This is a genomic window from Streptomyces caeni (genome assembly GCF_042678285.1).
GTDB classification, from domain to species: Bacteria; Actinomycetota; Actinomycetes; order Streptomycetales; family Streptomycetaceae; genus Streptomyces; species Streptomyces caeni.
In genome coordinates this window covers 71,476-83,802 of the sequence record NZ_JBHUDX010000021.1, presented here as the reverse complement: position 1 = coordinate 83,802, position 12,327 = coordinate 71,476, and the positions used below count along the sequence as shown (strand labels likewise).

The 12,327-nt window shown below is 73.4% G+C and carries 13 protein-coding genes, 1 tRNA gene and 1 riboswitch; of the genes, 8 read left to right on the top strand and 6 right to left on the bottom strand.

The window, feature by feature from the left end; genetic code table 11:
- Window positions 1–113: 113 nt before the first annotated feature.
- Both ACFSL4_RS08800 and ACFSL4_RS08795 read right to left on the bottom strand, forming a co-directional pair.
- The gene (locus tag ACFSL4_RS08800) at window positions 114–887 is read right to left on the bottom strand and encodes a thioesterase II family protein (protein WP_381080297.1); all 774 of its coding nucleotides are present in this window, start codon (window positions 885–887) and stop codon (window positions 114–116) included.
- A 109-nt stretch (window positions 888–996) separates the two neighbouring features.
- A complete protein-coding gene (locus ACFSL4_RS08795) occupies window positions 997–1,797 on the bottom strand; it encodes an AfsR/SARP family transcriptional regulator (protein ID WP_381080295.1) in 801 nt (266 codons plus the stop codon).
- 258 nt (window positions 1,798–2,055) lie between these two features.
- On the opposite strand from ACFSL4_RS08795, the gene ACFSL4_RS08790 reads away from it, so the two are divergent.
- On the top strand, window positions 2,056–2,304 hold the full coding sequence (locus ACFSL4_RS08790; RefSeq protein WP_381080293.1) for a DUF6059 family protein: 249 nt from the start codon (window positions 2,056–2,058) through the stop codon (window positions 2,302–2,304).
- A 108-nt stretch (window positions 2,305–2,412) separates the two neighbouring features.
- On the opposite strand, the gene ACFSL4_RS08785 is transcribed toward ACFSL4_RS08790, so the two are convergent.
- Window positions 2,413–2,486, bottom strand: a tRNA-Pro gene (locus tag ACFSL4_RS08785).
- A 100-nt stretch (window positions 2,487–2,586) separates the two neighbouring features.
- On the opposite strand from ACFSL4_RS08785, the gene ACFSL4_RS08780 reads away from it, so the two are divergent.
- Together ACFSL4_RS08780 and cobF are read left to right on the top strand one after the other, a co-directional pair.
- Window positions 2,587–3,111, top strand: coding sequence for a DUF309 domain-containing protein (locus ACFSL4_RS08780; RefSeq protein ID WP_381080291.1), 525 nt, complete (start codon window positions 2,587–2,589; stop codon window positions 3,109–3,111).
- Window positions 3,112–3,167: 56 nt separating this feature from the next.
- The gene (gene cobF, locus ACFSL4_RS08775) at window positions 3,168–3,956 is read left to right on the top strand and encodes a precorrin-6A synthase (deacetylating) (protein WP_381080289.1); all 789 of its coding nucleotides are present in this window, start codon (window positions 3,168–3,170) and stop codon (window positions 3,954–3,956) included.
- A 132-nt stretch (window positions 3,957–4,088) separates the two neighbouring features.
- Here cobF and ACFSL4_RS08770 read toward each other — a convergent pair whose 3' ends face one another.
- Window positions 4,089–4,835 carry a cobalt-precorrin-6A reductase gene (locus tag ACFSL4_RS08770; RefSeq protein WP_381080287.1) on the bottom strand — a complete coding sequence of 249 codons (747 nt, stop codon included), beginning with the start codon at window positions 4,833–4,835 and terminating at the stop codon, window positions 4,089–4,091.
- 107 nt (window positions 4,836–4,942) lie between these two features.
- On the opposite strand from ACFSL4_RS08770, the gene ACFSL4_RS08765 reads away from it, so the two are divergent.
- On the top strand, window positions 4,943–5,755 hold the full coding sequence (locus ACFSL4_RS08765; RefSeq protein ID WP_381080285.1) for an HAD-IIA family hydrolase: 813 nt from the start codon (window positions 4,943–4,945) through the stop codon (window positions 5,753–5,755).
- On the opposite strand, the gene ACFSL4_RS08760 is transcribed toward ACFSL4_RS08765, so the two are convergent.
- A complete protein-coding gene (locus ACFSL4_RS08760; protein ID WP_381080282.1) occupies window positions 5,737–6,510 on the bottom strand; it encodes a sulfite exporter TauE/SafE family protein in 774 nt (257 codons plus the stop codon). The two genes, ACFSL4_RS08765 and ACFSL4_RS08760, sit on opposite strands and share 19 nt — an antisense overlap.
- A gap of 313 nt (window positions 6,511–6,823) precedes the next feature.
- Window positions 6,824–8,011 (bottom strand): thiolase family protein, encoded by a 1,188-nt coding sequence (locus ACFSL4_RS08755; protein ID WP_381080280.1) that lies wholly within the window; start codon window positions 8,009–8,011, stop codon window positions 6,824–6,826.
- Between the two features lie 171 nt (window positions 8,012–8,182).
- On the opposite strand from ACFSL4_RS08755, the gene ACFSL4_RS08750 reads away from it, so the two are divergent.
- The 4 genes from ACFSL4_RS08750 to gndA all read left to right on the top strand — a co-directional run bounded on the left by ACFSL4_RS08750 (window position 8,183) and on the right by gndA (window position 12,279).
- Window positions 8,183–8,587 carry a WhiB family transcriptional regulator gene (locus ACFSL4_RS08750; protein WP_381080278.1) on the top strand — a complete coding sequence of 135 codons (405 nt, stop codon included), beginning with the start codon at window positions 8,183–8,185 and terminating at the stop codon, window positions 8,585–8,587.
- Window positions 8,588–8,594: 7 nt separating this feature from the next.
- Window positions 8,595–9,251, top strand: coding sequence for an endonuclease (locus ACFSL4_RS08745; protein ID WP_381080276.1), 657 nt, complete (start codon window positions 8,595–8,597; stop codon window positions 9,249–9,251).
- A gap of 319 nt (window positions 9,252–9,570) precedes the next feature.
- Window positions 9,571–9,662: riboswitch (TPP riboswitch) on the top strand.
- 170 nt (window positions 9,663–9,832) lie between these two features.
- Window positions 9,833–10,630 (top strand): bifunctional hydroxymethylpyrimidine kinase/phosphomethylpyrimidine kinase, encoded by a 798-nt coding sequence (gene thiD / locus ACFSL4_RS08740; RefSeq protein WP_381080274.1) that lies wholly within the window; start codon window positions 9,833–9,835, stop codon window positions 10,628–10,630.
- Window positions 10,631–10,839: 209 nt separating this feature from the next.
- A complete protein-coding gene (gene gndA / locus ACFSL4_RS08735; RefSeq protein WP_381080272.1) occupies window positions 10,840–12,279 on the top strand; it encodes an NADP-dependent phosphogluconate dehydrogenase in 1,440 nt (479 codons plus the stop codon).
- Window positions 12,280–12,327: the final 48 nt, after the last annotated feature.

The following is a 12,327-nucleotide window of genomic DNA, read 5'->3' as shown; positions in this document are numbered from 1 at the left end:
CGGCACCCGGCCGGGGGCGGCCGACGCCGCCGCAGGGATGCCGGCAGGGGCCCGGCATGACCCGGGAAGAGCCGAAACGTGAGATTCTCACGCCCCGGCCGCCCTGCCGGGCTTCAGACCGCGACCCGCTCGGTGGCGTACCGGCGTGTCAGGGAGGCCAGTTCACGCAGGAAGGCGTCTTCGTCCGACTTGACGAAGAAGTGCCCGCCGGACATCGTACGCACTTCGCATCCGCGCCCCGCGTGCCGCCGCCAGGAGAGCATCTCGGGCACGGTGACCAGCCGGTCCCCGCTTCCCGCGAACAGGTGCAGCGGTACCTGCAGCGGCTCGGTGTGCGCGGCGACGCTGCCGATGCACAGCCGGAGGTCGTCGCGGGCCACCGGGAGCAGCACCGAGAGGAACTCCGGATGGTCGAGCAGCGCCTGCGGGATGCCGCCGAGTTCCACCAGGGCGGCGACGAGTTCCTCGTCCGCGGCGTCCGGGTCGGCGATCGGCGGGGCCGGCAGGTGCGGGGCGCGGTAGGCGCTCAGCACGAGTGCCCGGGGCAGGGCCGCACCGCGCTGCTGCCGCCGCCGGGCGAGGGAGTACGCGATGAGCGCCCCCATGCTGTGCCCGTAGAAGATGTGGGGCTCGCCCAGCTCGTCGTCGAGCTGGGCGTCCATGTCGTCGATGAGGGCGTCCAGATCGGTGAACCTGGGTTCGTTGATCCGTCCCTCCCGGCCGGGCAGCTGCACGGGCATCACCCGTACTCCGGCCTCATGGGCGTCGAGGCCGCGCTGCCACCGCCGGTACGCCGAGGCTCCGCCCCCCGCGTACGGAAAGCAGAACAGCCGTGTCGCGGGTCCCGGTTCGTGGTCCGGGCGCTTCCAGGACAGGTATCGCGTCATGGTGCTCCGTCTCGGTTCCGTCCAGGGGATGAGCGGTCCGGCCGGGTCCGCGGTACGTCGGCACCCGGGCGCCGGCCGTCCGGCGCGGCCCCCACAGTGCGCGGGACCGCTAAAAGGCCGCCAAACTCGGTACGGTGACGTCGAGCTGAGGATCGGCGGCCAGGATCGCCCGGTGCAGCTGCTGGACGCGCAAGGAGGGCTCTATTCCTAGCTCGTCGACGGTCGACGCGCGTAGCTTGCGAAATATTTCGAGCGCCTGCCACGAGCGTCCACACCGGTAGAGCGCCAGCATCAGCAGGGCGTGCAGGCTCTCCTGCAGCGGGAACTGCTCGGTGAGCGCGAGGAGTTCGCCGATCACCTCGGCGTGCCGGCCGAGCCGCAGGTCCGCGGTGATCCGCCCCTCCAGCGCGGAGCGCCGTGTCTCCTCCAGCCGCAGGAGCTCGACGCGCAGCGCGGGCCCGATGCGTACGTCGGCGAGCACCGGCCCGCGCCACATGGCGAGCGCCTGCCCCAGCAGCTTCGAAGCGGTCTCGTCGTCACCGCCGGCCAGAGCGCGCAACCCGCGGCCGGTCAGCTGCTGGAAGACATCGGCCTCCATGACGGGCGCGGGCAGATTCAACGCGTACCCGGTGTAGCCGCGGCTCAGCACCTCTTTCGCGGTGCACTCGCGCTCCGGTCCCAGGGCGAGGGCGATGGCCCGGCGGAGCTGCTTGACATAGGTCTGCACCACACCCGCGGGCCCGCTGGGGGGGCTCGCGTCCCACAGCTCCTCGGCCAGGGTCGTCACATTCACGTCCCAGCCCGCATTGACCGCCAGCAGCGCAAGCATCTGGCGCGGCTTGGCCGCGCTCGGCACCACGGAGGTGCCGTCGATGCGTACCACGAGCGGCCCGAGAACGCCGATCTCCATGCCACTGCTCCTTCCGCCTGTCGGAACATTGGCACGTTGCCGCCCGCGACGACACTTAGCCGATCATGATTTCGGCCGGGAAATTTGTTGCCTCGGGATATGAAATTTTCACGCCGTGCCGTTGGGCCGTGCCACAACCCGCCTTTTAGCGGCGCTTCAGGGCGACCGTTGACCATGGGTGCCGACCGGGGGTTCGCCCGGGGACGGCCTCGGGGGCCGTCCCCGGGCCGGCCCCCGAACAGGAGAGGAGGGGGCGGGATGAAGGTGAGGCTCTGGCTCGGCAGGGCCAACGCCGTCGCGCTGAAGCTGTTCCTCCAGCTCGGCGGCATCGGCGCCTTCAGCGTCGGACCGCTGCCCGGCGTCCACTACCCCTACCCCGGCCCCGACCTCGCTCCGCAGGGCCCGCCGGCCGGGCACCCGGAGCGGTGCTCCACCACCCCGCCGAGCCGCGTAGAGCGGGAGCTGTGGGCGGCACTCGGCATCGACGTGGGGCGAACGGAAGTGTGACGCTCCGCCACCTCACCGCCGGGCGCGCGGCACCGGCCGCTGGTCCGCCCACGCATGAGGGGCACTCCGAAGAGTGCCCCTCATCTGCAAGAATCATCGATCTCTACGTCGGGACGACAGGATTTGAACCTGCGACCCCTTGACCCCCAGTCAAGTGCGCTACCAAGCTGCGCCACGTCCCGTTGCGCTTCCCGCGGTGTTCCGCGTGATCGCGCAACAGCACTTTACCCCACGACGCGGGCTGCCTCGAAAAGGGCCGGGGGACGCGGGACAATCAGGGGTATGAGCGACGCATCGGATGTCGGACCGGGCCCGGACCGCGACCGGGACGCGGAGGGACGGGCCCGCAACGCACGGCCCCGGGACGGCCTGGGACGGCCCCTGCCGTACGGTTCCCAGGGTGTGGCGCGGCAGCCGGAGGGCGTCGCACGCAGCCCCGAGGACACCGTCGCCGAAGCCCAGGCCCTGCTCGACGCCGGGCTGCCGTTCCATGCGCACGAGGTCTTCGAGGACGCCTGGAAGTCGGGGACCGACGAGGACCGCGCCCTGTGGCGCGGGCTCGCCCAGCTGGCGGTCGGTCTCACGCACGCGGCCCGCGGCAACGCGACCGGCGGCGCCCGGCTGCTGCGGCGCGGCGCGGGGGCCGTCCAGGAATGGGCGGCCGGGGCGGACCGGTCCAGTCCTTACGACATCGAGGTGGGGGAACTGGTCGCCTGGGCAAGGGAACTGGCCGCCGTCCTGGAGCGGGAGGCGGCCGGTGTCGACGCGCGGGCGTGGGCGCCCCGGCTGCGCGGGAAGCGGCCCTGAGGCGGGCAGGGCGGGGGCGTGCGCGTGCCGTCGGTGGCGTACGGCAGACTCTCGGTGTGCGAAGGATTCATGTCATCGGCATCGGGGCGGGCGACCCCGACCAGCTCACCCTGCAGGCGGTCAGGGCGCTGAAGAGCACGAATGTGTTCTTCATCCTCGACAAGGGCGAGGTGAAGTCGGACCTCGTGCGGCTCCGCCGTGACATCCTCGACACGCACCTGCCCAAGGGGACATACCGCCTGGTCGAGGCCCGCGACCCCGAGCGCGACCGGGCCGCGGGCGGCACCGCCTACTCCCCCGCCGTCGGCGACTGGCGCTCGGCGCGCGCCGATGTCTGCGAGCGGTTGATCGCTCAGGAACTGGGCGAGGACGAGAGCGGTGCGTTCCTGGTGTGGGGCGACCCCTCGCTGTACGACAGCACGCTCGGCATCCTCGAGGAGATCCTGGACCGGGGCACGGTGACGTTCTCGTACGAGGTCGTGCCCGGTATCAGCAGCGTCTCGGCCCTCGCCGCCAGGCACCGCACCGGGCTCAACCGAGTGGGCCGGCCCGTCCAGATCACCACGGGCCGCCGGCTCGCGGACGGCTTCCCCGAGGGCGCCGACGATGTCGTCGTGATGCTCGACGCCCACCAGACCTTCCGGCGGTACGCGGACCAGGACATCGACATCTACTGGGGCGCGTACATCGGCACACCGGACGAGATACTCGTCTCCGGCCCCCTGGCGGAGGCGGCCGAGCGGATCGGGCGGCTGCGCGCGGAGGCCCGCGAGCGCAAGGGCTGGATCATGGACACCTATCTGCTGCGCAGGCATCCCCGGGACCCGGGCCGCCCCGCCGAGTAGCGGCACCGCCCGCGCGCCCCGCCGTCGCCCGGAACCCGGCGCTCGCCCGGCACCCCGGTACGCCAGCACCCCGGCACCCCGGCGCCGCCCGCTGTCCCACGCCGTCGACCGGTGCCGGATCCGGCGCGGCCGTCACCGGGAGCCGAGCCCCAGCAGGGACAGCGCCGCGGACACGTCCGGCACCGCCGTCACCCCCTCGGGCAGGGGCGGGCGGCGTACGACGACCACGGGGAGCCCGAGGCTCCGGGCGGCCGTGAGCTTGGCCGCCGTCGCCGCTCCCCCGCTGTCCTTGGTCACGAGCACGTCGATGCGGTGCTCGCACAGCAGCGCGGCTTCGCCGTCGACCGTGAAAGGCCCGCGGGCCAGCAGCACTTCCGCGCCCGGCGGCACGGGCGGCTCGGGCGGCTCCACCGACCGCACCACGAAGTGCAGCTCCGTCAGGTGCGCGAAGGCGGCGAGCCCCAGCCGGCCGGTGGTGAGGAAGACACGCCGGCCGAGCGGCGGGAGCAGGGTCGCGGCGTCGGAGAGCGAGGCCGCCTCCTGCCAGCGGTCGCCGGGTCCGGGGCTCCAGCCGGGCCTGCGCAGTACCACGGCGGGGACGCCGGTGGCCGCCGCGGCCCGCGCCGCGTTCGCCGTGATGCCGGCGGCGAACGGATGCGTGGCGTCCACCACCGCGTCGACGCGGTGGTCGCGCAGCCAGGCGGCCAGCCCCTCCGCGCCGCCGAACCCCCCGACGCGCACGTCACCGTCGAGCGTTCCCGGCCGGCTCACCCGTCCGGCCAGGGAGGTGGTCACCCGCACCCCGGGGCGGGACACGAGCGACGCGGCAAGTTCGCGGGCCTCGGTGGTGCCGCCGAGGACCAGGATGTGCGGGGGCATGACGTCGAGGCTACGGGGCGTCCGCACCCGCCCTCGCGGAGGCTCGGCAAACGCGCGGGGCCGAGGAGGTCCCGGCACCCCGGTACGGCGCTCGTTATCGTCCTGGCATGGATTCCGTGCGTGCGGTGCTCATCGACATCGACGGCGTTCTCACCGTCTCGTGGCAGCCCCTGCCGGGCACGGTCGAGGCACTGCGCGAGATCCGCGACTCAGATCTCGCCGTCGCGCTGCTCACCAACACGACCTCCCGCACCCGTGCGTCGATCGCCGGGGCCCTGTCCGCGGCCGGTTTCCCCGTGACCGCCGAGGACATCCTCACCGCGCCCGCCGTCACCGCCGCCCACCTCGCCGAGCACTGTCCGGGCGCGCGGTGCTGGCTGCTCAACAGCGGTGACATCCGCGAGGACTTCGCCGGTGTCGACCTCGTCGACGACGCCGGCACCGTCCCGGACGTCGTGATCCTCGGCGGTGCCGGTCCCGAGTTCGGCTACGAGGAGTTGGACCGCGCCTTCGGCCATCTCCAGCGGGGTGCGCGGCTGGTCGCCATGCACCGCAACCTCTACTGGCGCACCGACCGGGGGCTGCGGCTGGACTCGGGGGCGTTCCTGCTCGGGCTGGAGAAGGCCGCGCGCACGCAGGCCGAGGTCACCGGAAAGCCGTCGCCCGCGTTCTTCGAGGCGGCGCTGGCCCACCTCGGGGCCGATGCCGGCCGGACACTGATGGTCGGCGACGACATCGAGTCCGACGTCCTCGCGGCCCAGCGCGCCGGAATCACCGGGGTCCTCGTGAAGACCGGCAAGTACCTGCCGCAGACCCACCGGGACGCGAGCGGCGAGCCCCACCACGTCCTCGACTCCTTCGCGGACCTCCCCACGCTGCTCCGGCGCCCGACCGGCCGCGCTCAGCGCAGCAGCAGCTGAATCGCGCCGAGCACCGTGGCCGCGATCACCAGGTGCTCGAAGAGTCGCTGGTCGATCCGGTTCACCGCCCACCTGCCGATGACCGCGCCCGGCACCACGAACACCGCGAGCGCCGCGTCCAGCAGCAGTGAGCGCCCGTCGATCAGGCCGAGGCCCGCGCTGAAGGGCACCTTGGAGACGTTGACGATCAGGAAGAAGAAGGCGGAGGTGCCGAGGAAGCCCAGTTTGCGGAAACCCGCTGACAGGAGGTACATCGACAGCACGGGACCGCCCGCGTTCGCGACCATCGTGGTGAAGCCGCCGAGGACGCCGTAGGAGCGGGCCTTGATCCGCCCGGCGCGTGTGGTCACCGAGCCGGGTTCGTCCTGCTGGCCGGCGCTGCGGCGGCGCCAGATCGTGACCGCCGCCATCAGCAGCAGGATCGCGCCGATCGATGTCCGTACGACCGCGTCGTCGGCCCACACCAGGAACAGCGTGCCGAGCACGACACCCCCGGCGACCGCCGGGAACAGACGCCACAGGGTGGGCCAGTGGGCGTGCTGCCGGTAGGTGAGGACGGCGAGGACGTCGCCGACGATCAGCACGGGCAGCAGGACACCGGTCGAGGCGCGGGCGGGCAGCACGGCGGCGAAGATCGCCAGGCTGACCGTGTTGGCGCCGCTCACCGCGGTCTTGGAGAAGCCGACGAGCATCGCCGCGGCGGCCAGCGCGGCGAACCCCCACAGGGATATGTCCCAGAGCGTCATCGTGTTCATGCGGGGACCGATGCTATGTCCATGTATCTGGCCGCGTAAGGAGTGTCTCACCGCGTTCGCCCGCCACGGCCCGGCCCCGGCCGGGCTCCCCTCGGCCTCCCGGAGGCCCTCTGGTGCCCCAACAGGCGACGTCTGCCCGTCGAGGGGCGGCGTCGTGGGGGCACCGCCCGCGCGAGCGGAGCCGAGAGTGGAGGAGCGCGCTCTCGGCGTGCCGGCCGGAAGTCCTCGTACTGGACGTACCCGGGTTCTCGGCCGGTGCGCGAGAGTGCGTGCCGGGCGCCGTGGGTGCTGTGCGGGACTTTCGAAACACCCCCTAGTGCCGTTCGACCAGCACCGTGCTGCCCTGCCCGACCCCCACGCACATGGTCGCGAGCCCGCGGCGGGAGCCGGTGCGGCGCATGCGGTGCAGCAGGGTCGTCAGGATGCGTGCGCCGGAGCAGCCGAGCGGATGGCCGAGTGCGATGGCGCCGCCGGTCGGGTTGACCAGCTCGGGGTCGAGGCCGAGGCGGTCGACACAGGCGAGGGACTGGGCGGCGAACGCCTCGTTGAGCTCGGCCTCCTGGATGTCGCCGATGCTCCAGCCGACGCGCGCGAGGGCCTTCTGGGTGGCCGGCACGGGACCGATGCCCATGACGTCCGGGTGGACGCCCGCCGAGGCACCGGCGACGTAGCGGCCCAGGGATTCGAGCCCGAGCTCGTTCAGCGCCTCCTCGCTGACGAGGAGGAGTCCGGCCGCGCCGTCGTTCATGGGCGAGGCGTTGCCCGCCGTGACCGTGCCGCCGTCGCGGAACACCGGCTTCAGGCGGGCCAGTTTCTCGTACGAGGTGTCCTCGCGCACGCTTTCGTCGGCGGTCACCACGACACCGTCGGGGCGGGTCACGGGCAGGAGCTCGTCGTCGAAGCAGCCGTTCTTGCGGGCGTCCGCGGCCTGCCGGTGGCTGCGCAGCGCGAACTCGTCCTGGCGTTCGCGCGGCACACCGTACCGCTCGGCCACCTCCTCGGCGGTCTCTCCCATGGCCAGCAGGCCGTGGAGGTCCTTCATCGCCGGGTTGACCAGGCGCCAGCCCAGACGGGTGTCCGCGGTCTCGATCCGGTGCGGCAGGGCCTCGTCGGGCCGGGGCAGCACGAAGGGGGCGCGGCTCATGGACTCGGAGCCACCCGCCACCACGATGTCGGCCTCGCCCGCCGCGATGGCGCGGGCGGCGGTCGTCACCGCCTCCAGGCCGGAGGCGCACAGCCGGTTGACCGTGGCACCCGGCACGGACTCGGGCAGGCCGGCGAGCAGCACGGCCATGCGGGCGACGTTGCGGTTGTCCTCACCGGCCTGGTTGGCGGCGCCCCAGTAGACGTCGTCGATGCGGGCCGGGTCGAGGGCCGGCACGTCGGCGATCAGGCCGCGGATCACCGTCGCGGCCAGGTCGTCGGGCCGTACGGAGGCCAGGGCGCCGCGCAGCTTTCCGATGGGGGTGCGACGGGCTGCCGCGAAGTGGACGGTACGCACGACGGGACTCCTGGTCGGACGACGAGACTTAATTAGCGCTGCTAGTTTTTCACTATAGACCGCCGCCGGGCGGCTGGGAAGATCCCGGACCCGGCTTCGTCTCCCTCGGCCTTGTCTCGCCCGATCCGTCCTGGGGACCCGGGCGCGCATGGAGTGGTTGCGGCATGCGGCATGCAGGGGCGAGGACCCGAGCTGTTCTTCCCCGTCGGGACGACGGGGCCGGCCCTCGGCGATGTCGCCGCCGCCAAACGCGCCTGCCGCCGCCGCCCCGTGATCGCCCAGTGCCTGGCCTGGGCGCTGAGCAGCGGGCAGACGGCGGGCGTGTGGGGCGGCACCGGCGAGGAGGAGACCGAACCGCTGCCCGAACGGGCGGGCACCCCGACCGGGCGGCGTGTCCTCGCGATCCTGCAGAAACGGCACACGGATCTCACGGACGGCGGGCTGCGCGTGACGCGGGACATCGTGGAGACGGTGACCGCCGAGCAGGACACGGAGAACGAGCCCGAGGCCGGCGAGGACCGGCGGCGCCACCGCCCGATGACGCTCGGCCATGATCCGCTCAAGCCACGGTGGTGAAGCCGTCATGACCCGCACCGACGACACGGCCGGCGTCATCCGGGAACTCGTCGCCGAGCACGGGCGCACCTACGCCGAGGAGGCGGGCATCCGGCTCAAGGACACGCCGCAGCCGCTCTACCGGCTGCTGCTGATGGCCCTGCTGCTGAGCGCCCGCATCCGCGCGTCGGTCGTCCTCGCCACGGCACGCGCGCTGCACGACGCGAACCTCAGCGATCCGCACCGCATGGCCGGGTCCGGTTGGCAGCAGCGCGTCGACGTCCTGGTGCGGGGCGGCTACCGGCGCTACGACGAACGGACGGCGACCCAGCTCGGCAACGGCGCCGAACTGCTGCAGAAGCGCTGGGGCGGCGACCTGCGGCGCCTGCGGAAGGAGGCCGACGGGGAGGTCGCGGCCATGCGCCGGCTGCTCCAGGAGATACCGGGGATGGGGCCGGCCGGTGCGGACATCTTCCTGCGCGATGCGCAGCGGGTCTGGCCGGAGGTGGCCCCCTACCTGGACGCCAAGGCACTGTCGGGGGCGGGGCGGCTCGGGCTGCCCGAGGCCCCAAAGAAGCTGCTGGAGCTCGCCGGGGACACCGAACCCGCCGTGCTGGCCGCCGCCTTGGTGCGTGCGGCACTGGACCGGAAGCTGGCGGAGGACGTGCTGAAGCACGCCGCCTGAAGCGCGTCACGCAGGGCGGCGCGGGACCCGGAGCGCTGGGTTCGGGCCCCCGCTGCGGGGGCATCTGCGGCGCCCCCACGTCCCGCGAGCCGAGCACGACGGTGATCGGCGGGCGGCTCGGCCCGAGCACGCCGCGTTCCTCACCGCCGACGGACCGGTGCTCTGCGGGCCACGACCCGACCACCGCGACGGCCGACTGGACCGCAACTCCGGCTCTCCGGCTCGGCGGCCGGTTCGGGCGGGCCCCCGCGACTGCTGCAACCCGCCGCGGCGGCCCTCCCGTGCGGCAGGCCCCCGGCCCCGGGTTAGTCTGTGCGCCGTACCGGACACGGGGTGCCCCTGCGGGCTGAGATCACACCCGTTGAACCTGAACCAGTTCGTACTGGCGGAGGGATGTCTTCCATGCCATCGGCGCATGTTTCCGGCGGTCTGGCCGCCGACGGCCCACGGGCCGCCTTCGGGCGGCGCCCGGCCGCCCGTGCGCCGCACGGCGCCCGCCTCACACACCGCGTGGCCTTCCCGGTGGTCCTCGCGCTCTGTGCCCCGCAGCGGTTGCGGCCCCGCCGGCGCGAGGCCCTCGTATGAGCGCCCCGCCCCGTGTCCTGACGATCGCCGGGTCCGACTCGGGCGGCGGTGCCGGGATCCAGGCCGACCTGAAGACCACGCTCGCGCTCGGCGCCCACGGGATGAGCGTGGTCACCGCGGTCACGGCCCAGAACTCCCGTGGTGTGCAGGGCGCTTGGGAAGTGCCCGTGGAGGCGGTGCGCGCGCAGTACCGCAGCGTCGTCGACGACATCGGCGTCCAGGCCGTCAAGACGGGGATGCTCGCCTCGCCCTCGCTGGTCACGGCGGTGGCCGAACTGCTCGCGGACGGGGCGGCCCCGGTCGTCGTGGACCCGGTGAGCGTCTCCAAGCACGGCGACCGGCTGCTCGCCGACGACGCGCTGGACGCCGTACGGACCCGGCTGCTGCCGCTGGCCACGGTGGCCACTCCGAATCTGGACGAAGTGGCGGAGCTGACCGGTGTCACGGTGACCGACGAGCCGGGTCTGCGCCGCGCGGCCGCGCGGCTGCTGTCGTACGGGCCCCGATGGGTGCTGGTGAAGGGCGGGCATCTGCCGGGCGAGGCCGTGGACCTGCTCACCGACGGCCGCGAGGAGCACTGGCTACGCGCTCCGCGCCACGACAACCGTCACACCCACGGCACGGGATGCACCCTCGCCTCCGCCGTCGCGGTCGGGCTCGCACGGGGCCTCGCGGTGCCGGAAGCGGTGCGAGGTGCCAAGGAGTACGTCACGGCGGCGATCGCGGCGGGGTTCGCGCTGGGGTCCGGGATCGGGCCGGTGGACCATGGGTGGCGGCTGCGCACAGGGGTGTGACGGCTGACGGCGGGCGCCGCGCTGCCCGACGCCGGGACGCGAGCGGGCGGGGCCGCCGGTCCCGCGGACCGGGTGCCGCCCGGCGCGGTGAGCAACTCCCGCCCCGCCGTCCGTACTCGATCGGTACAGCGGCACGAGCCGTACCGAGCGACATCCGCACCGTCCGCCGCACGCGCGGGCGCGGCGGATCCGGACCCAAGGAGCACAGCATGCAGGCGACCGCGCAGATCGGCGTCACCGGGCTCGCGGTGATGGGCCGCAACCTGGCCCGGAACTTCGCGCGACACGGGTACACCGTCGCCGTGCACAACCGCACCCCGGCCAGGACCAAGGCGCTGGTCCAGGAGTTCGGGCACGAGGGCGCGTTCGTGGCCGCCGAGACCGCCGAGGAGTTCGTGGCGGCGCTGGAGCGTCCCCGCCGCCTCATGATCATGGTGCAGGCGGGCGCGGCGACCGACGCCGTGATCGAAGGGTTCACCCCGCTCCTGGAGCCCGGCGACATGATCATCGACGGCGGCAACGCCCACTTCGCCGACACCCGCCGCCGCGAGCGGTCGCTGCGCGAGCGCGGCATCCACTTCGTCGGCGCGGGCGTCTCGGGCGGCGAGGAGGGCGCACTGCACGGGCCGAGCATCATGCCGGGCGGCTCGGCGGAGTCGTATGCCGCGCTCGGCCCGATGTTCGAGAAGATCAGCGCGAAGGTGGACGGCGAGCCGTGCGCGACCCATGTGGGCACCGACGGCGCCGGGCACTTCGTGAAGATGGTGCACAACGGCATCGAGTACGCGGACATGCAGCTGATCGGCGAGGCGTACGACCTGCTGCGCCAAGTGGCCGGGTTCTCCCCCGCGGCGATCGCCGGGATCTTCCGCGAGTGGAACAAGGGGCGCCTGGACTCGTATCTGATCGAGATCACGGCCGAGGTGCTGTCCCATGTGGACGCGGCGACCGGCAGGCCCTTCGTGGACGTCGTCGCCGACGCCGCCGGCCAGAAGGGCACGGGGCGCTGGACCGTGCAGACCGCGCTGGAACTGGGCTCCCCGGTGACCGCCATCGCCCAGGCCACCTTCGCCCGAGCGGCCTCCGGGCAGTCCGCACTACGCGCCGCCTACCGGGGGCTGCCCGGTGGCACGGGCGCGGACCTGGCGCCTTACGAGGCCGAGCGCTTCACCGCGCAGGTGGAACAGGCCCTGTACGCGTCGAAGGTGATCGCCTACGACCAGGGCTGGAAGATGATCCTGGACGCCGCCGACGAGTTCGGCTGGAGCATCGACCTCGGCGCGGTCGCGAGGATCTGGCGCGGCGGCTGCATCATCCGCGCGGCCTTCCTGGACCGCATCCGTGCCGCCTACGCCGCCGATCCGGGTCTGGTCAGTCTGCTGGCCGACGCCGGTTTCGCCGCAGAGATCGCGCAGGCGCAGGTGCCCTGGCGCGAGGTGATCGCCACCGCGGCCCGCCGCGGCGTACCCGTGCCCGCGTTCTCGGCCGCGCTGTCGTACTACGACTCGCTGCGCGCGGACCGCCTGCCGGCCGCGCTGACCCAGGGCCAGCGCGACTACTTCGGCGCCCACACCTACCGGCGCGTCGACCGCGAGGGCAGCTTCCACACGCTCTGGGGCACGGCCGACCGCATCGAGACGGGAGCCTGAGCCCGGCGGGCACCGGCTCGTCGCTGCCGGGCTCCCGACAAGAAGCCC